Source organism: Novosphingobium sp. BL-S-34, assembly GCF_056857015.1.
Map to the genome: position 1 here is coordinate 645,984 of NZ_CM166472.1, position 19,588 is coordinate 665,571.

Annotated in this window: 17 protein-coding genes; 9 read left to right on the top strand and 8 right to left on the bottom strand. The window is 64.8% G+C overall.

The genetic code is table 11. The features are described 5' to 3' along the window. Nucleotides 1–42 precede the first annotated feature (42 nt). The 4 genes from AC1VV3_RS03020 (at nt 43) to AC1VV3_RS03035 (ending at nt 4,188) form a co-directional block, all read left to right on the top strand. Complete coding sequence (locus tag AC1VV3_RS03020) at nt 43–369, top strand: I78 family peptidase inhibitor (RefSeq protein WP_134092965.1); 327 nt, start codon at nt 43–45, stop codon at nt 367–369. 108 nt (nt 370–477) lie between these two features. Continuing rightward, nucleotides 478–1,107 carry a TMEM175 family protein gene (locus tag AC1VV3_RS03025; RefSeq protein ID WP_134092966.1) on the top strand — a complete coding sequence of 210 codons (630 nt, stop codon included), beginning with the start codon at nt 478–480 and terminating at the stop codon, nt 1,105–1,107. 301 nt (nt 1,108–1,408) lie between these two features. Next, nucleotides 1,409–3,082, top strand: coding sequence for a 2-isopropylmalate synthase (leuA, locus tag AC1VV3_RS03030; protein WP_482961952.1), 1,674 nt, complete (start codon nt 1,409–1,411; stop codon nt 3,080–3,082). A gap of 242 nt (nt 3,083–3,324) precedes the next feature. After that, on the top strand, nt 3,325–4,188 hold the full coding sequence (locus AC1VV3_RS03035) for a GGDEF domain-containing protein (protein WP_431567446.1): 864 nt from the start codon (nt 3,325–3,327) through the stop codon (nt 4,186–4,188). A 102-nt stretch (nt 4,189–4,290) separates the two neighbouring features. Here AC1VV3_RS03035 and AC1VV3_RS03040 read toward each other — a convergent pair whose 3' ends face one another. From AC1VV3_RS03040 to AC1VV3_RS03070, 7 genes are all read right to left on the bottom strand, one after another. After that, nucleotides 4,291–5,697, bottom strand: coding sequence for an NAD(P)H-dependent flavin oxidoreductase (locus AC1VV3_RS03040; protein WP_132262952.1), 1,407 nt, complete (start codon nt 5,695–5,697; stop codon nt 4,291–4,293). Between the two features lie 75 nt (nt 5,698–5,772). Beyond that, nucleotides 5,773–6,537 carry a class I SAM-dependent methyltransferase gene (locus AC1VV3_RS03045; RefSeq protein ID WP_132262954.1) on the bottom strand — a complete coding sequence of 255 codons (765 nt, stop codon included), beginning with the start codon at nt 6,535–6,537 and terminating at the stop codon, nt 5,773–5,775. A 74-nt stretch (nt 6,538–6,611) separates the two neighbouring features. After that, nucleotides 6,612–7,739 carry a peptide chain release factor 2 gene (prfB, locus tag AC1VV3_RS03050; protein WP_132262956.1) on the bottom strand — a complete coding sequence of 376 codons (1,128 nt, stop codon included), beginning with the start codon at nt 7,737–7,739 and terminating at the stop codon, nt 6,612–6,614. Nucleotides 7,740–7,928: 189 nt separating this feature from the next. Then, nucleotides 7,929–8,471: a peroxiredoxin gene (locus tag AC1VV3_RS03055; RefSeq protein WP_132262958.1), complete on the bottom strand. Its 543-nt coding sequence runs from the start codon at nt 8,469–8,471 to the stop codon at nt 7,929–7,931. Nucleotides 8,472–8,546: 75 nt separating this feature from the next. Then, complete coding sequence (locus tag AC1VV3_RS03060; RefSeq protein ID WP_132262960.1) at nt 8,547–8,777, bottom strand: biotin/lipoyl-containing protein; 231 nt, start codon at nt 8,775–8,777, stop codon at nt 8,547–8,549. Nucleotides 8,778–8,911: 134 nt separating this feature from the next. Then, a complete protein-coding gene (locus tag AC1VV3_RS03065) occupies nt 8,912–10,330 on the bottom strand; it encodes an acyl-CoA reductase (protein ID WP_431567445.1) in 1,419 nt (472 codons plus the stop codon). Next, nucleotides 10,327–11,676: a hypothetical protein gene (locus AC1VV3_RS03070; RefSeq protein ID WP_431567444.1), complete on the bottom strand. Its 1,350-nt coding sequence runs from the start codon at nt 11,674–11,676 to the stop codon at nt 10,327–10,329. The genes AC1VV3_RS03065 and AC1VV3_RS03070 overlap by 4 nt, the downstream gene beginning before the upstream one ends. 72 nt (nt 11,677–11,748) lie before the next feature. On the opposite strand from AC1VV3_RS03070, the gene AC1VV3_RS03075 reads away from it, so the two are divergent. From AC1VV3_RS03075 to AC1VV3_RS03085, 3 genes are all read left to right on the top strand, one after another. Next, entirely contained in the window at nt 11,749–12,486 is a 738-nt protein-coding gene (locus tag AC1VV3_RS03075; RefSeq protein ID WP_243654066.1) for a TetR/AcrR family transcriptional regulator, read from the top strand. Between the two features lie 42 nt (nt 12,487–12,528). Continuing rightward, entirely contained in the window at nt 12,529–13,434 is a 906-nt protein-coding gene (locus AC1VV3_RS03080; RefSeq protein ID WP_431567443.1) for an SDR family NAD(P)-dependent oxidoreductase, read from the top strand. Nucleotides 13,435–13,790: 356 nt separating this feature from the next. Beyond that, on the top strand, nt 13,791–14,693 hold the full coding sequence (locus AC1VV3_RS03085) for an HpcH/HpaI aldolase/citrate lyase family protein (protein ID WP_431567442.1): 903 nt from the start codon (nt 13,791–13,793) through the stop codon (nt 14,691–14,693). Between the two features lie 145 nt (nt 14,694–14,838). Here AC1VV3_RS03085 and AC1VV3_RS03090 read toward each other — a convergent pair whose 3' ends face one another. Further along, nucleotides 14,839–16,227, bottom strand: a complete 1,389-nt coding sequence (locus tag AC1VV3_RS03090; RefSeq protein ID WP_431567441.1) for a M28 family peptidase — start codon at nt 16,225–16,227, stop codon at nt 14,839–14,841. A 312-nt stretch (nt 16,228–16,539) separates the two neighbouring features. On the opposite strand from AC1VV3_RS03090, the gene ettA reads away from it, so the two are divergent. Both ettA and AC1VV3_RS03100 read left to right on the top strand, forming a co-directional pair. After that, nucleotides 16,540–18,213, top strand: coding sequence for an energy-dependent translational throttle protein EttA (gene ettA / locus AC1VV3_RS03095; RefSeq protein WP_132262972.1), 1,674 nt, complete (start codon nt 16,540–16,542; stop codon nt 18,211–18,213). 225 nt (nt 18,214–18,438) lie between these two features. Continuing rightward, nucleotides 18,439–19,479 carry an RcnB family protein gene (locus AC1VV3_RS03100; RefSeq protein ID WP_431567440.1) on the top strand — a complete coding sequence of 347 codons (1,041 nt, stop codon included), beginning with the start codon at nt 18,439–18,441 and terminating at the stop codon, nt 19,477–19,479. Nucleotides 19,480–19,588: the final 109 nt, after the last annotated feature.

Genomic DNA, 19,588 nt, shown 5'->3' on the forward strand with positions numbered 1-19,588 from the left:
GGGCCATAATCGCGGGATCAGACACCCCGAAAGGAGACCGGCATGAAGGCCAGACTGTTCGCGACCATTGCCCCCGCCCTCACCTTTGCAGCCGCTCTTTCCGGCTGCACCGGCACGGGGAGCGACAATGTGGCCGATGCCAGCCCGCCGCCGCCGTCGATGGAACCCAGCTGCGGTGCCGACCAGCTTGCCTCCTACGTGGGCCAGCCCGCGAGCGACGAAGTGATCGCCAAGATCACCGCATGGCGCGGCGACAAGCCGATGCGCGTCCTGAAGCCCGGCATGGCCGTGACCATGGACTATCGGCCCGACCGCCTGAACGTCCAGGTGGATGAGGACGGCAAGATCAAGGGCTTCACCTGCACCTGACCCATACCAAGCGATATCTTGATCCGGGCGTCCCTGTCGGCCAAGTCTCTTTCTCGGCCAGACATCCTTGCCGAATTGAAACGGCCAGGATCTGAACAGGGACGCCCGATGAGCGAAGCAGACGAAATCGACCGCGAGGACGGCCTCACCCGTGTCGAGGCCTTTTCCGACGGCGTCATCGCCATCATCATCACCATCATGGTGCTGGAGTTGAAGACCCCGGTCACCGAGGGCCTCGGCGCGCTCTGGTCGCTCTGGCCGATTTTCATCGCCTATGTGCTGAGTTATGCCTACGTCGCGATCTACTGGGTGAACCACCATCGCCTGCTCGGCCATGCGCGGTTGGTGACCAGCGGCCTGCTCTGGTCCAACATGCTGCTGCTCTTCACCCTGTCGCTCATCCCCTTCTCCACCGCCTACCTGGGAGAGCACCACTTCAGCCGCGAGGCCACGCTGCTCTATCTGGTGACGATGCTGACACCGGCGCTTGCCTATATCCTGCTCCAGGGCCGGATCGCGGCGACCGGCGCGCAAAACGTGGCGAGCCGGCGCTATCACAAGGCCTCGCATCGCAAGGGCATCGCAGCCTCGGTGGTCTATGCGCTCGGCCTTCCGCTGACATTTCTTTCCCCCTGGCTCGGCATCGCCTGCGCGGCGCTGGTCGCGGTGTTCTGGATGCTGCCCTGGAGCGTGCTCGACCGGCTGTTCCTCGACCGCCATCCGCCCGCCGGCTCCTGACCGCGACAGTTTGTTGCGCACCGGGATAGCTGCGCGCGGGATCGGCCGTGCCGCAAGCGGGCGCCCTTTTCGCTTTACTTCGGCGGCCCGAATGCCCATAGGCAGCGCCATGACCCTTCGTCTTGGCCTAACCCTGCGACTTATCCGCCCTTGGGCGTGAGGTGACGCGTCGGTCCTGCGGCGCGCTCGGCGCTCAAGGGGACCTGCAAAGACCGGCCAAACGCAGGCCGGCAAGACGCAAGCAGGCTAGCCAATGGCAACAAGCCAGCGACACGAAGATCATTTCCGAGCGAGATTACCCATGACCATGCTGAAAAACCCTTCGGTCAAGTACCGTCCCTTCCCGCAGATCGACCTGCCGAACCGCCAGTGGCCCTCGCAGGTCATCACCAAGGCGCCGCGCTGGCTCTCGACCGACTTGCGTGACGGCAACCAGGCGCTGATCGACCCGATGGGCGCGGAAAAGAAGAACCGCTTCTTCGACCTGCTCGTCAAGGTCGGCCTGAAGGAGATCGAAGTCGGCTTCCCCAGCGCGGGTGCGACCGAGTTCGATTTCATCAACGGCCTCGTCAGGAACGACCGCATTCCCGAAGACGTGCTGGTCCAGGTGCTGACCCAGTCGCGCGAAGACCTGATCACCCGCTCTTTCGAGAGCCTGGAAGGCGTTCACGCCGCGATCGTCCACCTCTACAACGCCGTCTCGCCGCTGTGGCGCACGGTGGTGTTCGGCATGGAAAAGCACGAGATCCGCGGCATCGCTGAAAACGGCGCCAAGATCATGCGCGACCAGGCGGCGAAGTATCCCGGCACCCAGTGGCAGTTCGAATACTCGCCCGAGACGTTCTCCACGGCCGAACTCGATTTCTCGATCGAGTGCTGCGAGGCGGTGATGGAAATTCTCCAGCCGACGCCGGAAAATCCGATCATCCTCAACCTGCCGGCGACGGTCGAGGCGGCGACGCCCAACGTCTATGCCGACCAGATCGAGTATTTCTGCCGCAACCTGCCGAACCGCGAATCGGCCGTGATCTCGCTGCACACCCATAACGACCGCGGCACCGGCGTGGCTGCCGCCGAATTGGGGCTGATGGCCGGCGCAGACCGCGTCGAGGGCTGCCTGTTCGGCAATGGCGAGCGCACCGGCAACTGCTGCCTCGTTACCGTGGCGATGAACATGTACACGCAGGGCGTGAACCCGCAGCTGGACTTCTCGGACATCGACGAAGTGATCCAGACGGTGGAATACTGCAACCAGCTCAAGGTCGCGGAACGCCATCCCTACGGCGGCGAACTGGTGTTCACCGCCTTCTCGGGCAGCCATCAGGACGCCATCAAGAAGGGCTTCGCGGCGCAGGAAAAGCGCAACGACGAGATCTGGGCCGTGCCTTACCTGCCGATCGACCCGGCTGATCTCGGCCGCGACTACGAAGCGGTGATCCGCGTCAACTCTCAGTCTGGCAAGGGCGGTTTCGCCTGGGTTATCGAGCAGGACCAGGGCCTCAAGCTGCCCAAGCGCATGCAGGCGCACTTCTCGAAGCACGTCCAGGAACTGGCCGACGAACTCGGCCGCGAACTCCAGGCCGCCGACATCTGGAACGTGTTCCGCAAGGCCTATCGCATCGACGATCCGCAGCACTTCCAGCTGATCGACTGGGAAGAAGCCAAGGCCGCCGACGGTACCCGCGTCTTCGCCGGCAAGATCGGCGTCGACGGCAAGGAGCAGTCGGTATCCGGTCGCGGCAACGGCCTGATCTCCTCGGTCACCGCGACCCTGGCGGAAAGCTTCGGCGTGACCCTCGACGTGCGCGACTATGCCGAGCATTCGATGGGCAAGAGCACTGACGCCCGCGCCGCCGCCTATGTCGAATGCGTGACGCCCGATGGGCGCGTGATCTGGGGTGTCGGCATCGACGAGGACGTCGCGACCGCCAGTGTCCGCGCGGTGCTGAGCGCTGCCAACACGGTGCGTGGCTGAAAATCCCTCCACGCTCCGGCCTTTTCGGCAATGCGTTGAATTAAATGAGTTGAAATCGATTGAGGCGGGGGTCTGCGGACTCCCGCCTCAGTCCTTATGTGCACAGGGAACGGAGCGAAACGACCGGCCATGGAGGTCGCACGGCTCATCTTGCGTACGCAAATTAACGATGAATTTTTAGGAACCGTTTAGAACCGTCGACAATTTTTTCCGGCAATTCTAACGAGAACCGGGATGCCTGAATGCAGTTCTACCTCGCAACGTCCTTCATATTTCCGCGCTCGCTGCGATTGCGCATCTTTGCCATCTGCTTCCTCGCCACTCATCTTCCGCTGATCGGCTATTGTGCCTGGGGCCTGTCGACCGGGCGGATCGCCCTGTTCGAATTCGTCCTGCTGACCCTGGCGACGGTCCTGGGCACCGCTCTCGCCCTGTTCGGCATAGGGGCCCTGCTCGACCCGATCCATGCCCTGGCGGCCGCCCTGAATCCGAAGGAAGAGGACGGCGCACCGCTCCCTGAAGTGGGGGACGTGATCCAGACACTTTACGCAGGCGTCCACCGCGCAGCCACCGCCACGCGCGCGCAGATGGAAGACCTCAGCATCGCGGCACTGGAAGACCCCCTCACCGGGATCGCCAACCGTCGCGGCTTCCTGGAGCAGGTCCAGGCCCTGCCCGCCCACCAGCGCAAAGGCTGCCTGGCCATCGTCGACATCGACTTCTTCAAGCAAGTCAACGACCGGCTCGGCCATGACGAAGGCGACCGGGTGCTCTGCGCATTCGCGGACCGGCTCTCTTCACAGATACGCCGCGCCGACATGGTGGCTCGCTGGGGCGGCGAAGAATTCGCCATCCTGTTCCACGAATGCATCGAGGACGAAGCGGACTGGACACTGGCCCGGCTCGCCGCCCGCATGCGCGAGGAGCCGATCGGCACCGTCGATGGGCGCCCGATCACCTTCTCCGCCGGTCTCTGCTGCTGGAACGACGAAGACATCGAGGCCGCGTTGCACTCTGCCGACGAGGCCCTTTATGAAGCCAAGCGCTCGGGCCGCGACCGGACCTGCCGCGCCGCCTCGGTGGCCGGGCAGGAAGTCGGCTCCTGACGCAGGACGGCCGGATCCGAAGGTCGGACTTCGGTTGATGGAAACAAAAAAGGGCGGCCCGAGAGCCGCCCTTTTTCTTTATCGCTCCGTTTCCCGCGGCGATCAGTCGCCGGTCAGGATGCGATCGACCAGTTCCTTCACCGTCGGCGTGAAGCCGTTGGAATAGAACGGGTCCTGCTTGAACTTGTAGGCGGCATGGCCGGCAAACATCAGGTTTTCGTCGATCGGGCCGCCGTGAGCGATGTCCTGGAGCGTCTTCTGGATGCAGAAGCTGCGCGGATCGGCGAGACGGCCGGTGGTGTAGTCGTCATGGTCCTTCCACGAGGAGAAGCCGCAATGCGACAGGCAGCCCATGCAGTCGGCCTGGTCCTTGCGGATATCATCGCGCTCGGCAGGATCGACGAAGATGATCGTGTCGTCGGGTGTGCGCAGGCCATCGGTGAAGCCCTGCGCCGACCACGAACGCGCGCGGTCGAGATCCTTGGGCGCGACCCAGAAGTTCTTGCCCTTCACGCCGACGTCGAGACGCACGGTATGCTCTCCGGCCTCGACCTTCGAGTAAGGAATCTGGCGCTCCGAACGCGCCTCGAGATTGCGCAGGAACGGGTTGCGCACCGCCGAGGAATAGAACCCGGTCGGCGAGAAACGGTGCAGCAGCACGTCGCCCGGTTCGAGGGTGCGAAGGTGGTCCTTCCACGCCTGCGGGATCGGGCTTTCGTGCGTCAGCAATGGGCGCGTGCCATACTGGAAGGCGATCGAGCCCAGTTCCGGATTGTCGATCCAGTTTTCCCAGTCGCGCAGGAACCAGACGCCGCCGGCCATGACGATCGGCACGGTGTCGGCAATGCCTTCCGCGCGCATGGTGTCGCGCAGCGCCTTGACGCGGGGATAGGGATCTTCCGGCTTGAGCGGATCTTCGGCGTTCGACAGGCCGTTATGGCCGCCGGCGAGCCAGGGATCCTCATAGACCACCGCGCCCAGCAGGTCGGGCACCTTGTGATAGGCGCGCTTCCACAGCGCGCGGAAAGCGCGGCCGGAGCTGACGATCGGCAGGTAGTTGACGTTGAAGCGCGCCGCGATCTCGGACAGCTTGTAAGGCATGCCCGCACCGCAGGTCACGCCCGTGACCATGCCGCGGGTCTGCTCCAGAACGCCTTCGAGGATGGTCTGGGCGCCGCCCATTTCCCACAGGACGTTGATGTTGATCGCGCCCTTGCCGCCGGAAATCTCGTAGGCACGGCGAACCTGCTCGACAGCGCCGTCGATGGCGTAGTCGATCAGTTCCTGGTGCCGCTCCTTGCGGGTAAGGGCGTTGTAGACTTGCGGGACGATCTTGCCCTCGGCATCATAGCTGTCGGCATTGACGGCGCTGACCGTACCGATGCCGCCGGCCGCCGCCCAGGCGCCCGAGCTCATGTGGTTGGTCGCGGCAACACCCTTGCCGCCCTCAACGAGCGGCCAGACTTCGCGTCCACCATAGACAATCGGCTTGAGACCCTTGAAACCCATTTTCTCTTTCGTCTTTCCCCCGGCGTGAGGCACGCCGGTTCAGCGGCCCTGTATACGCCCTGTGCTACTGACGCACTACTTTTGCGTCATGGTGTTGCCGGATATCCGGCAAGGTACGATGTTTGCCGGCTCCGGACGCGGACCGGCGACCTCGAACTGTGCGTAGTAGCCCTGGAGCTCCGGCTTACGGACAAATTCCGTCAAACGAAAGCCCATGGACGCAAATTCGCAGAAAAGGAGTTGCGGCGGAATGCCGTGGCTGTCGCTGGCGCGATCGACGTCGACGACGACCACGCGGCCGCCCTCGCGCAGCGAAGGCCGCAAATGCCAGAGGAACGCGTAAGGCTCCGTCACTTCGTGGTACATGTGCACCAGGAAGACGCGATCGAAGCTGTTTTCCGGCAGTTTCGGATCGTCCGGCGTGCCGAGCTTGATGGAGACGTTCTCCAGCTCCTCGCGCATCACGCGGTTGCCGAGCCGCTCGTTCGCCGCGCGGTCGATATCCTCGGCCAACACACGGCCCTTGGTGCCGACGCGCTGGGCCAGGCGAACCGTGTAGTAGCCTTCACCCGCACCGAGATCGGCGACGCTCATGCCCGGCTCGATCCTGGCCAGGTCCATGACGACTTGCGCCTCGTTCAGGCTATCACGCTGGACTTCGGTGCCGACGGCGCCGTCGGGTGTCCTGGAAACCGGGCGGTCCGCCACCGGAAAGGCGCGCGCGCTTTCGGCCCGCGATTCGTCGACCGGCTCGCGGTGGCACCCCCCCAGAACCAGGCCGAGCGCGAGCGTCGACACCGCCAGGGCGGAGCGGCAGGAAAGGGGGAAGGACAAGCGCATGCGGCCCTTTAGCGGTTCGCCCCGCGCTTGGCAAAATCGCTGCCGAAGCGCGGGTTCGAATTCCGCTACCGATCTCAGTCGACGTCTTCCACTTCGACCTTCTCACCCGTCACGCGCTGCGAAAGCGCGGCGGCCATGAAGGGGTCGAGCGCGCCGTCAAGCACGTCACCGGGCGCCGTCGAGACGACGCCGGTGCGCAGGTCCTTCACCTGCTGGTAGGGCTGAAGAACGTAGGACCGGATCTGGTGGCCCCAGCCGATGTCGCTCTTGCTGGCGTGTTCGGCACTGGCCGCTTCCTCACGCTTGCGCATCTCTTCCTCGAACAGACGCGCCTTCAGCATGCCCATCGCGATTTCGCGGTTCTTGTGCTGCGAACGGTCGATCTGGCTGGCGACGACGATGCCGGACGGACCGTGCGTGATGCGCACTGCCGAGTCCGTGGTGTTGACGTGCTGCCCGCCCGCACCCGAAGCGCGATAAGTATCGATCTTCAGGTCCGCCGGGTTGATGTCGATCTCGAAGCTGTCGTCGATCACCGGGTAGACCCAGACCGAGGAGAAGCTGGTGTGGCGCCGCGCCGAACTGTCGTAAGGGCTGATGCGGACCAGGCGATGGACGCCGCTTTCGGTCTTGGCATAGCCATAGGCGTTCTCGCCCTTGATCAGCAGGGTGCAGCTCTTGATGCCCGCGGCTTCGCCCGAGTGGTAGTCCACCAGTTCGACCTTGTAGCCGTGACGCTCCGCCCAGCGCGTGTACATGCGCTGGAGCATTTCGGCCCAGTCCTGGCTTTCCGTCCCGCCGGCACCGGCATGGACTTCGAGATACGTGTCGTTGCTGTCGGCCTCGCCGGAAAGCAACGCGGTCACCTTGTCCTGGTCGGCGCGTTCGGCAAGAGCGGCGAGCGTGGCGATACCTTCGTTAATGGTATCCTCGTCGTCCTCCATCTCGCCCAGTTCGACGAACTCGATGGCGTCCTGCATTTCGCGGCCGATATCGTTCACGGCACCGATCGCAGCCTCAAGACGGCGACGCTCCTTCATCACCGCTTCCGCTTCCTTGGGCTTGTCCCAAAGCGTGGGATCTTCGACACGCGCGTTCAGCTCGTCGAACCGGCGCAGGGCGCGGTCCCAATCGAGGAACTTGCGGACCAGCGCGAGGGCCTTCTCGATACGCGCAATGTGGGCCTGCCCTTCGGCACGCATGACTTGAAACTCCCAAGAAGCGACAGCGCGCGCATAGCGCAGCGACGGCATATGTAAAGCGCGCGAGCAAAGTGGCGCGCGGAAACGGCGCTCTTACCCGCCTATGGGGGTGCTGTTCAAGGCTGGAGTGCGGTTGTTCACCCGGTGGAGGTTCCAGGCCGCCTCAGCCCGCTGCAATCAGCGCGGCCCTCAGCCCTTGAGCTTCTTCACGGCCTCAAGGGTGAGCTTCACATGGTCGCGGTAGTCGAGTTCGGAATGGACCATGACGATGCGCCCGTCCTGCGCGATCACATAGCTGGTGCGGTCGGTCATGCCGGCCGGCACGCCTTCGCGCTTCATCGCGACATCGTAGGCCTTGGTGATCGCCGGCGTGGCGACGGCGACGGCGAACTTGTCCCGGCAGGCTTCGGTCGAGAACTTCTGCAGCGTCGGCAGGTCATCGGCCGACATGCCTACCACGGTGGCGCCCAACTTGGCGAAATCGGGGGTCGCATCGGCGAACGCATGGGCTTCCAGCGTGCAACCCTGTGTGAAGGCCTTCGGATAGAAGTAGAGCACGACCGGCCCCTTCTTCAGCGCCGCCTTGAGGTCGAAGGCCATGACCTTGCCGCCCTTCGCGCCCTGCGTCGAGAACGCGGGAGCCTTGGCTCCGACGGGCAATGCGGCCTGAGCGGCACCGGCGGAAACAGCGAGGGCGAGAGCCGCGATGGCGGCGGGCAGGATCTTGCGCATGGCGGGCAATCTGAACTTCGGAAAGGGACCTGTCCAGTCCCTTCCCGGCCCCGATCGCGCCTCCGTTCCTGCCGCTTATTCGATGTAGCCGAGCACCGTGCCAACCTCATAGGTCTCACCCACCGCTGCGACGATCCGCAGGGTGCCCGAGGCGGGCGCCTCCACCTCATTGGTGGACTTGTCAGCTTCCAGCGAGAACAGCGGCTCGCCTTCGGTCACGGCGGCGCCATCGCCGACCAGCCATTCGGCAACCTGGCCTTCTTGCATCGAGAAACCGATCTTCGGGAGCAGGATTTCAACGGCCATGGTACTTCCAGTCCTCCAGGATTTCGCGTGCCCGAGGCCCCTGCCCCATCACGGCGATTTGCCATTCTGACTAGCGCAAGGCGCGGGGCAGGCAAGCCGCCCACCCCGCTATCCGCGCCGGCGATATGAGAGCCTCAATCCGGCTTGCCATCCTCGTGCGCCATCCAGTGAACGAAGCGGTGGAGCGGATACATCGCGTCGTGCGGGTTGCCGATCGTCGAAGGCCCCGCCTCGCCCAGATGGACCACGCGCTGCGCACCGCCCGCCGCCAGCCGGTCGCGGTAATCGGCCATGCGGTCGAAGGGATAGAAACCCACCGTCTGCGTGGCGACATTGATCCACTTCACCGCTTCATCAAGGCTGTCCACCCGCACGACGTTGGCGGTCTTGTTGATCGGATGGAAGTCGACCGGCTCTTCAGAGCGGATGACAAGACCCTTGCCGTCGGTCCGCCCCCAGACGCCGTATTCGTCGTCCATCAAGGTCATCGTATCCACCGCCTCGCGCATATCACGATCGAGCGGGCGAACGTCGCCACTCTCCGCCGCACGACGGGCGATGTGGTGGTGGAGGCGCTCGCAGAAGCGGTCCACTTCCTCCTCGCTGCCCTCCACGAACTGGAAGCGGCTGGCGACGCAGGCTTCCTGGTTCAGCGTCATGACGTCAGTGGAACAGAGGTCCGCCACGCGGTCCACCGTCGCCTCATCCACCAGCCCCTCGCGCCCGACCATCGAGATCGAGGTCTTGGGATCGAAGGAAACGAGTTGAAAACCAGGACCCAAGTACTTGATAACGTTGTTTATTGCATCACCCCCGCCCCAGGCGACAATCTTGTCGAAGTACTGCGGGCGATAGAGCACACGCTCGGTCGCATCGTCGCCGCCGCGCCAGTAGACCGCCGACATGGAACGGACGATGGGATGGTTCGCATCGATATCCGCCATGGTCCGCAAGATCGCGACCATGGTGAAGGGATCGGCACTGCTCATCTTGAACAGGTTCACGCCCTTCACCATCGAGCCCTGCGCCACCGACTTCACCGCCACGCCCGGCGAGTTGCCCGGCAGCACATGAATCAGGCGGGGCGCGAAGGCGCGCACGAAACTTCGGCGGCCGGTGAAGTCCTGCTTCGGCACCCACTCATCCAGCGCGCGCGGATCGGGGAAGTTCTGCTCCACCTCCGCCATCAGCACGCGCTTGTCGAGATAGGCTGCGGCATGGCGCGCGGTGTTCTCGACCACGGCACGCGGCAGGATATGCGTGCGACACATTCGCTCGATGCATTCCTGCATGTGGTCGTTGTCAGGCGCGATGAGGCGCTGGCCGGTCTCGACAAGGAAGTCGATGATTTCGGCCAGCGGCACGTTCAGCAGTGGCGGCACTTCGGTGCGCGGCGGCACGGCGCGATCAAAGGGTATCCTGGGCGTCGCGAACGTCACGCCAAGGTCGCGCGAGGTCTGGATCACGTCGGTGCCGTGCAGCACCTCTCCCCGCAAGAAGAACGGCGCCGAAACGAGTTCTTCATTTTCAGCATGTTGCGTTACGGAGTTCATGCTACACCTCGCACATAAGCGTCGACCGTGCCCGCGCAGCCGATCTTGTCGTCCCCTTCCAGATCCGCGTAGCGAACGATGTTGTCGCGGATCGAAGGACCGTGGTTGCCGCACTTGCAGGGGCCGTATTCGAGCGAGATCCGGTCACCCGTGATCACTCCGCCCCAGCGACCATCGAGGGAAAGGTCGAAGAACGCGGCGCGACCTTCCATTTCACCTGAAGTGTGGTCCAACGCATTGTCGCCCGACTTGTCGAGCAGCACCGGAACGATCCACGGCGGCACGTGATAGCGGCCGCCCTCGCGGCACTTGGGCATGCCGGAGTTCAGTTCCTGCATCGAGTAATTCTGGAAGTGGCGATCCTCAGGAATGTTGAAGGTATCGAACACATATTCCTGATAATCATCGGGAAGTTGTGCGCGCTTCAGCCCGCCACCGACGTAGATCGAGTTGTCCGGATCGAAGTCTGGGCGGCCATAGCCCGCGTCGCGAACTGCCTTGGCGACCTGCCACAGCCCGCTCCACAAGCCCGAAAGCTGGAGCTTGCGATGGCGGTTCTCGATGATGAACTGCGCCGTCGCCGGGATGGCATCGGCCACCGCCTTGGCGCGCGCGGCGGAGGTTTCCTCGAAAGCGGCAATCTCATCCGGACGGGCGGTGCCATCGGCGATCTTCTTGCGCATCACCACCATCGCGGTCAGCGAGCCCACGGTGATCGGCGGCACCGGATAGTGCCAGCGGGGCGCCGCGGGATCGGCGAATGCCTCATACTGCGCCTGGGCGATCGTCGCATTCTTGGGCACGGTCGCCACCGGCGCACAGCCGACGATCACGCGGTCCTGCGCCGGAACCACGCCCGAGCCCCAGGCGAAGACGTTGACCGTATCGATCTTCGACCAGTCCATGTCCTTCTGCGAGGCAATCAGCATGGCCGACTTGCCAGTGGTGCCGCTGGAGCAGGAGATGAAATAGCCAAGCGCCGCCAGCCGCTCGATCCAGTCGTCGATGCCCTCGACATCTTCGAGGTCCAGCCCCTCGATCGGATAAGGCGAGATCGTGCCGAGCCACTTGGTCAACCGGTCCCAGCGCTCCTCCATCAGGAAGCTCTCGAGGTACGACTTGTAGGCGGTGTGCGGGAACAGCAGCGGCACCATGTCCGCCACGGACCCAATCTTCTCGATCCCGGCATCGCGGGCACGCAGAGCCAAGAGCTTGATGCGATCCTTCCGCTCCTGAAAGCGCTCATCCAGCGCGGCAACCTGCGTTGCGCGCAGTTCCTCGGCACTGAAACTGAAACGCTGCGGATCGACGACCAGCGCCATGAGCCTGTCGACGGCTTCACCCATTCGTTCTCTCCCGGATCGCCGTGCGCTCCGCCTCCAGTGGACAGATCCGCGCGACTCGATTAATGACAACTCATGCGTATCATTATTCACGATCCTCTTGGCAGCGCAAGCGCGATCGGCTCGAATGGCCAGATGCCCGAGACGATCCAACCCAAGCGCATCGCTGCCACCGACGCCCCGCCCTCGCCCGTCCGCGCCGGTCGGCCCACCCGCGAACAGGCCCAGGCGCGTCATGCGCAGCTGCTCGACTGCGCCTTCGACCATTTTCTCGACAAAGGGTTCGAGCCGACGACGATCGAGGCACTGGCCGCCGAAGTCAGCATGACGAAACGCACCGTCTATGCCCGCTATCCGGACAAGGCCTCCCTGTTCCGCGCCGCCATCCAGCGGGGGACCGAACGCCGCGCCGCCAGTGCCGAAACCATCGCGGCGACCCGCGCAGATACCCTGGAAGAGACGCTCGTGGGGATAGCCATGCTGCGCATCCAGCTCGCAGGGTCGCCGGAGGGCGTGAAACTCCAGCGCCTCATCAATACCGAGGCCTACCGCTTTCCGGACATCTTCCAGACCTATTACGAGATCGCCGCCCTCCCCACCGTGCGGTTTCTAGCGGATATCCTGGACGAAGAGACCCGCGCCGGACGCCTGGCCATCGAGGACGCGATGCTTTCGTCCACGGTGTTCATGAGCATGGTGGTCAGCGCCCCCGTACGTTTCCTGATTTCGGGGAACGAGCTTCCGGCGCAGGATGTGGACCGAAGGGTTCGCTTCGCCGTGAGGCTGTTCCTCAAGGGCGCTCTCCCACGCTGAGAGCGCCGCGCCGAACCGGATTTCATCAGGGAGAACAGAACGATGCCGCAGAAAGACGATCAGCCCGAGGTCCGCCGGCGATGCGTCGTCGTCACCGGGGCGAGTTCCGGGATCGGCCGGGCCAGCGCCGCGGCTTTCGCCCGCATGGGCTGGCACGTCATCGGCACGGGCCGCGACCGCAAGCGCAGTGAGGACGCGGAGGCCGAAATTCGGGCGGCAGGCTCAGAAAGCGCCCGCGTCGACATGCTGCGCGGCGACTTTTCGGAAATGCATGAGGTCCGCCGCGTGGCCGGAGAAATCCGCGCGCTCACTGACCGGGTCGACGTGCTCGTCAACAATGCGGGCGGTGTCCGCGACGGATATCACGCGACTTCGGAAGGACTGGAGGCGACCTTTGCGGCCAACCACCTGGCACCGTTCCTGCTCACGCGGGAACTTCAACCCTTGCTCGAGCGCGCCGCCGGCGATGCCCCGCCGGGACAAGTGCGGATAATCGCCGTCTCCTCCAGCGGCCACCGGGCCTGCGCCGGCATGCGCTGGTACGACCTCATGATGAAGGCCGCCTTCGAGCCCGGCACGGCCTATTGCCAGGCCAAGCTCGCCAACCTGCTTCATGCGCGGGCGCTGCACAGCCGGCTGATCGACAAGGGAATCGTCGCCCTTGCCATGCATCCGGGCCGGGTCGGCTCCAACTTCGCCAGCCACGGGGACGAGGCCATGCAGGCCTACATGGCCGCTAACGAATGCGCCGCGCCGGAACAGCCGGCCCGCACGATCGTCTGGCTGGCAACCGATCCCGATCTGGGCGGCAAGGGCGGCCACTACTTCCACGATCTTGCCGAGGAAACGCCGGCCCCTCAGGCGCTGGACGATTTCGAAGCGGAAAAACTCTGGCAGGAAAGCGAGCGCATTCTGGAGCAAGTGCTGGAAGCGCCGCTGACTTTGTGAGGCCGGGGCTTTCCGCAACGGGCCCCCATTAAAAAACCGTCCCGCGCCGCTTCTTCGTGAAGCGGTCGCGGGACGGCTGTGCGACCCGTAAAGGGCTATCGCAGCGTGAGCCGAAAAGTTCCGGCCCGCGCGTTCTTCGATCGTGGAGGAGGAGGAACGATCGAATACGACGGCGCGCTGCTACACGAACTTTCAAACGTTTGCACTACCCGTCAGCCCTGTAGCAACATTCAAGGTGAATTTTTTCCCGGGCGCCTCCATCGCTGCGGGGGTCTCGACCGACGTCAAGCACCGTGAGCCTTGACCTCCCTGCCCGGCTCCGCAATGCCTCCGCCAACTGCGAGGAGCCCTGCCCGATGACCGTCTCTTCCTCTGATACTGGCACACGCCACGGCGCGGAGCGTCCCCGGCGCAGCGCCCTCTATCTGCCCGCCTCGAACGCCAAGGCCATCGCCAAGGCGCGCACCCTGCCCTGCGACATGGTCGTGCTGGACCTTGAGGACGCCGTCGCGCCGGAAGCGAAGGAGGCCGCTCGCGCCGCCGCCATTGCCGCCGTCGCGGAAGGCGGTTTCGGACAGCGCGAGGTCGCCATTCGCGCGAACGGCATCGACACCGAGTGGGGCGCCGCGGACCTGGCCGCTATCGCCGCTTCGCAGGCCGACGCCGTACTCGTGCCCAAGGTGGATTCGCCCGAGCACATTGCACGCTATCACGCCGCCCTGTCCGGCGCGGCGCCGCAGATGCAGCTCTGGACGATGATCGAGACCTGCGAGAGCGTCGGCAACCTTCCCGCAATGGCCGCCATGGCCCGGAGCACCCGGCTCTCCTTGTGGATCATGGGCACCAACGATCTCGCCAAGGAAATGCGCGCGCAGCTCACGCCGTGTCGCACGCCGTTCCTGCCGTTCCTGGCCATGGCCGTCGCCGCCGCGCGCAGCCATGGCCTGTCGATCCTGGACGGCGTCTGCAACGAGTTTCGCGACCTCGACATGTTCGAGGCCGAGGCGCGGCAGGGCCTGATGTTCGGCTTCGACGGCAAGAGCCTGATCCACCCCGCCCAGATCGACCCCTGCAACACGGTGTTTTCTCCGAGCGAAGCCGACCTGGACTGGGCGCGGGGCGTGATCGAGGCGTTCGCCCTGCCGGAAAACCAGGGCAAGGGCGCTATCCGCGTCGAGGGCAAGATGACCGAACTGCTGCATCTGGAGCAGGCACGGCGGCTGGTGGAGATCGCAAGGCAGATCGGCGGCATGAGGTAGGAAAGCGGCGGTGCATGCGCCAAATCGGAGGCCGCGCCAGCTGTCGGAAAGAAACGGGATCCTTGCCTTGGCGAGGGCAACGAGGCCGGGACGAGATCAGCCTGGTCGATAGCGAGGCGACGATGATCGTCGCCTCGCCGAACCGTCAGCCTTCGCCCTTCGAACCTGGCACCCGCGCGATCGCGCCGGGCTCGTTGGCGATCACTTTCAGCACGGCCGTCCAGGCATCCACGTTCTGCTGAAGAGCCGCCGGATCGACCTTGTCCAGCGTATCGTCCGGCGTGTGATGCAAGTCGAAATAGTGCATGCCGTCCTGCCCAAGATCGACGACGGCCAGCTCCTGCTTGGCGATGATGCCCGAGACATCGGCGCCGCCCGTGGCCGCGCCTTCGTGATAGACGATGCCCATCGGCCAGAGCGCCGCCTTGATCCGTTCCGCCATCGCCTGGTTGCTCTCGGCGAGCGTCAGGCGGAACTGCCAGACCTTGTCCGCCCCGAAATCGCTTTCCATCGCCACGGCATGGGGCTCGTCCCCATGCATCTCGGCATAGGCCTTGCTGCCGCCTCCGGTGACGCCCATTTCCTCGTTTCCGGCCCAGAGCACGCGGATCGTGCGCAGGGTCTTGCCCTCCTTCTGCGCGGCCAGTGCCGCGGCCGTGACGATGCCGCAGCCCGAGGCGTCATCGATGGCGCCGGTCGCCAGGTCCCAGGAATCGAGATGGCAGGCGAGCACGATCTTGGGCAGCGAGGGGTCGCTGCCCGGAAGGTCGGCGATCACGTTGCCCGAGGGAGCATCCGGGAACGGTTTGCCGAGCAGGGTCAGATCTATCTTCATCGGCTTGCCGCGCCCGGCGATGCGCGCGATCAGGTCCGCATCGGGATTGGAGACGGCGCCAGCCGGAATGCCGGTCACACCCTTGGCAAACACGGTGACGCCCGTGTGCGGATTGCGATGGTTGTCCGTACCGGCCGATCGGATGACGATGGCAGCAGCGCCTTTCTGCGATGCGATAGACGGTCCCCGGCGGCGCACGTCGCCATAGGGGCCGTATCCCGAGCCGTCCTGCGCCGGCCGCATCGCATGGTCCACGAAGGCCACCTTGCCCTTCAGCGAGCCGTCCGGCGCCGCGCGCAGCGCGTCGAGCGTCGGGAAATAGACGAGTTCGGCCTGGAGGCCCTTGGCCGGCGTGGGCGTCGACATGCCCAGCGCGGCAATGGCCAGCGGCTGCGCATAAGGCGCTGTGAGTTTCGCGTGCTCTTCGCCGCGCGTCCAGGCGAGGGTCTTGAACGGTTCCACCTTGACGTTCTGGAAGCCCAGCGCGTTCAGCCTGGCTTCGGCCCAGGCGCGCGCCTGTCCCTCCTGCGGCGACCCGGCGAGGCGGGGACCGATCTCGGTGGTCAGGCCCTCCACGATCTCCCAGGCGACGCCCGAACCCTCGGTGGGGGTGGCTTGTGCGGGGCACGTCAGCAGCGGAGCGGCGACGAGGAGCGGAGAGACGGCGAGAAGCGCCGCGCGGGAGAATCTGCGTTGCATGACAGATGCGTAACGCGCCCTGCCGCTCCTGCCAACCGGTCCATCCCGATTGCCTGATGAGGTTCCGGCCGCGGCGGAGCAGTCGAGGCCCGATGCGGGCGCGACAGGGCGGGCCGCCGTTTTATGACGGCTTGAAACTTCGCCGTCGCGGCACAATCTTGTTCTCACATGTAACCCGCTGCGTCACGCGCCTGGCACTGCCAATGGCGACTGCCAGGGGCGCCGGGGCCGCTGCCCTTGGCAACAGGCCCGCGCGCCTGTAGAGCGGGCCGCAAATCTATCCGATCCAGATCCTATTTCCAGAGGAAACCGATGGCTGCCCAATACGCCTTCGTCATGAAGGGCATGACCAAGACCTTCACCGGCGCTCCGAAGCCGGTGCTGTCCGACATCAACCTGCAATTCTACCAGGGTGCCAAGATCGGCATCGTCGGTCCGAACGGCGCGGGCAAGTCGACCCTGATCAAGATCATGGCCGGCATCGACACCGACTACACGGGTGAAGCCTGGGCCGGTGAGAACATCACCGTCGGCTATCTGGAGCAGGAACCGGAACTCGACCCGACCAAGACCGTCCTGGAGAACGTCAAGGACGGCGCGCGCGCGACCGCCGACATGGTTGACCGCTTCAACCAGATCGGCATGGAAATGGGCGAGGAAGACGCCGATTTCGAAGCGCTCGGCGCCGAGATGAGCGAACTGCAGGACAAGATCGACGCAGTCGATGGCTGGACGCTCGACAACCAGCTCGAAATCGCGATGGAAGCGCTGCGCTGCCCGCCGGGCGACTGGCCGGTGGACAAGCTCTCGGGCGGTGAAAAGCGCCGTGTGGCCCTCACCCGCCTGCTGATCCAGAAGCCGTCGATCCTGCTGCTCGACGAACCGACCAACCACCTCGACGCCGAATCCGTCGAATGGCTGGAAAACCACCTCAAGGAATACGCGGGCGCGGTGTTGATGATCACCCACGATCGCTACTTCCTCGACCACGTGGTGGACTGGATCCTCGAACTCGACCGCGGGAAGTACTTCCCCTACGAAGGCAACTACTCCACTTACCTGGAGAAGAAGGCCAAGCGCATGGAGCAGGAGGACCGCGAGGAATCCGGCCGCCAGAAGGCGCTCAAGGACGAGCTGGAGTGGATGCGGCAGACCCCCGCCGCCCGCCAGACCAAGTCGAAGGCGCGTATCCGCAAGTTCGAACAGCTCCAGGATGCCCAGGCCGGCCGCAAGCCCGGCAAGGCCCAGATCGTCATCCAGGTGCCTGAGCGCCTCGGTGGCAAGGTCATCGAGGTCAAGGACATCTCGAAGGCTTACGGCGACAAGCTGCTGTTCGAGAACCTCTCGTTCATCCTGCCGCCGGGTGGCATCGTCGGCGTGATCGGCCCGAACGGCGCCGGCAAATCGACGCTGTTCAAGCTGCTCACCGGCAAGGAAACGCCGGACGAGGGTTCGATCGAGATCGGCTCGACCGTGCATCTCGGCTTCGTGGACCAGAGCCGCGACCACCTCGATCCGAAGAAGAACGTCTGGGAAGAAATCTCCGAGGGTCATGACTACATGACCGTCAACAAGCACGAGATGTCGACCCGCGCCTATGTCGGCGCGTTCAACTTCAAGGGCGCCGACCAGCAGAAGAACGTCGGCAAGCTCTCGGGCGGTGAACGCAACCGCGTCCACATGGCCAAGATGCTGAAGCTGGGCGGCAACGTACTCCTGCTCGACGAACCGACCAACGACCTTGACGTCGAAACGCTGGGTGCGCTTGAAGAAGCGATCGAGAACTTCGCCGGTTGCGCCGTGGTCATCAGCCACGACCGCTTCTTCCTCGACCGTCTGGCCACGCACATCCTGGCCTTCGAGGGCGACAGCCACGTCGAATGGTTCGAAGGCAACTTCGAGGCCTACGAAGAAGACAAGCGCCGCCGCCTGGGCGATGCGGCCGACCGTCCGACCCGTCTGGCCTACAAGAAGCTGACGCGCTGACCCGCAGAGGCTCGAAGCCGACGCGCCGGTTCATGGCGCAAGGCTGAAAGATCCAAAGCCGCCGTCCGGGAAAGCCGGTCGGCGGCTTTGTTCATTTCAGCGCGATCGAACATGAACAAATAGCCACATCCCGGTTCACCATTCCGACAGTGCATTTCCCCTAGGGGTATGCATTAGGATGAACCGTCATCGCCGGGCGGCAAATCCGGTTTTGGAGACCGGAAAATGAAGAAGGAACATACACTGAAGGCGAGAAGGCTTCTCTCGGCCGGCGCATTCGGCGCCATGGCAGTCGCTGCCGTCGCGCTCACCCTTCCGGCCGCCGCCATGGCGGAACCCCGGCAGGAGCGCGCCCGCAGCGAAGGCCGCAGCGGCGGAGAACGCCAGGGCGGCAACGGGGGCGCCTATCGCCCTGCGCCTCAGCCGCAACAGGCCCGTCAGCAACCCCAGCAGGCTCGACCGGAAATGCCGCGTCCGCAGGCAGCCCAGCGCCCTTCGGCCTGGCGCGGCGGTGAGCAGCGTCAGCAGCCCCAACAGGCGCCGCAGGGTGGTCGCCCCGGTAACGATGCCCGTCCGCCCCAGCAGGCGGGCCAGTCGCAGCGGCCCGATCGCGGTGTCGTGCGCGGCAATCCGAGCTGGACTTCCGACGTTCGCTGGAACAACGGCGCTACGCCGGATAACCTGCGTGGGTCGTCCCGCAACGACGACCGTCGCTGGAATGGCGGAAGTCGCCCGGATCGTCCGGACGTTCGGCCGGGCGAGAACCGTCCCGACGGCCGTCCCGGCTGGAACAACGACAACCGCAACGACAACCGGCCCGACCGCAATGCCTGGGGCAAGGACCGCCGCGACAACGACCGCCGCTGGAACAACAACGACAATCGCCCGGACCGAAACGCCTGGGGCCGGGATCGCCGCGACGACGATCGTCGCTGGTCCGGTAACGACAACCGCCGCTGGGACCGCAACGACTGGCGCCGCGATAACCGCTACGACTGGCAGCGCTATCGTGACCGCAACCGCTCGGTCTACCATATCGGCGGCTACTACGCGCCCTATCGCGGCTACGCCTATCGCCGCCTGAGCATCGGCTTCACGCTGGGTTCGATGTTTTACGGCAACAACTACTGGCTCGACGATCCCTGGCAGTACCGCCTGCCGCCCGTCTACGGTGCCTATCGCTGGGTCCGCTACTATGACGACGTGCTGCTGGTAGACACTTACTCCGGCGAAGTGGTGGACGTGATCTACGACTTCTTCTGGTAATACGATGGAGCCCCCGGATTTCGCGATCCGGGGGCTCTTTTCGCAAGTCAGCCACAGTTTCCTAAGGCAGTGCGATTGATCCGCGGCAAGGCGCCGGTACTCTCGCCGG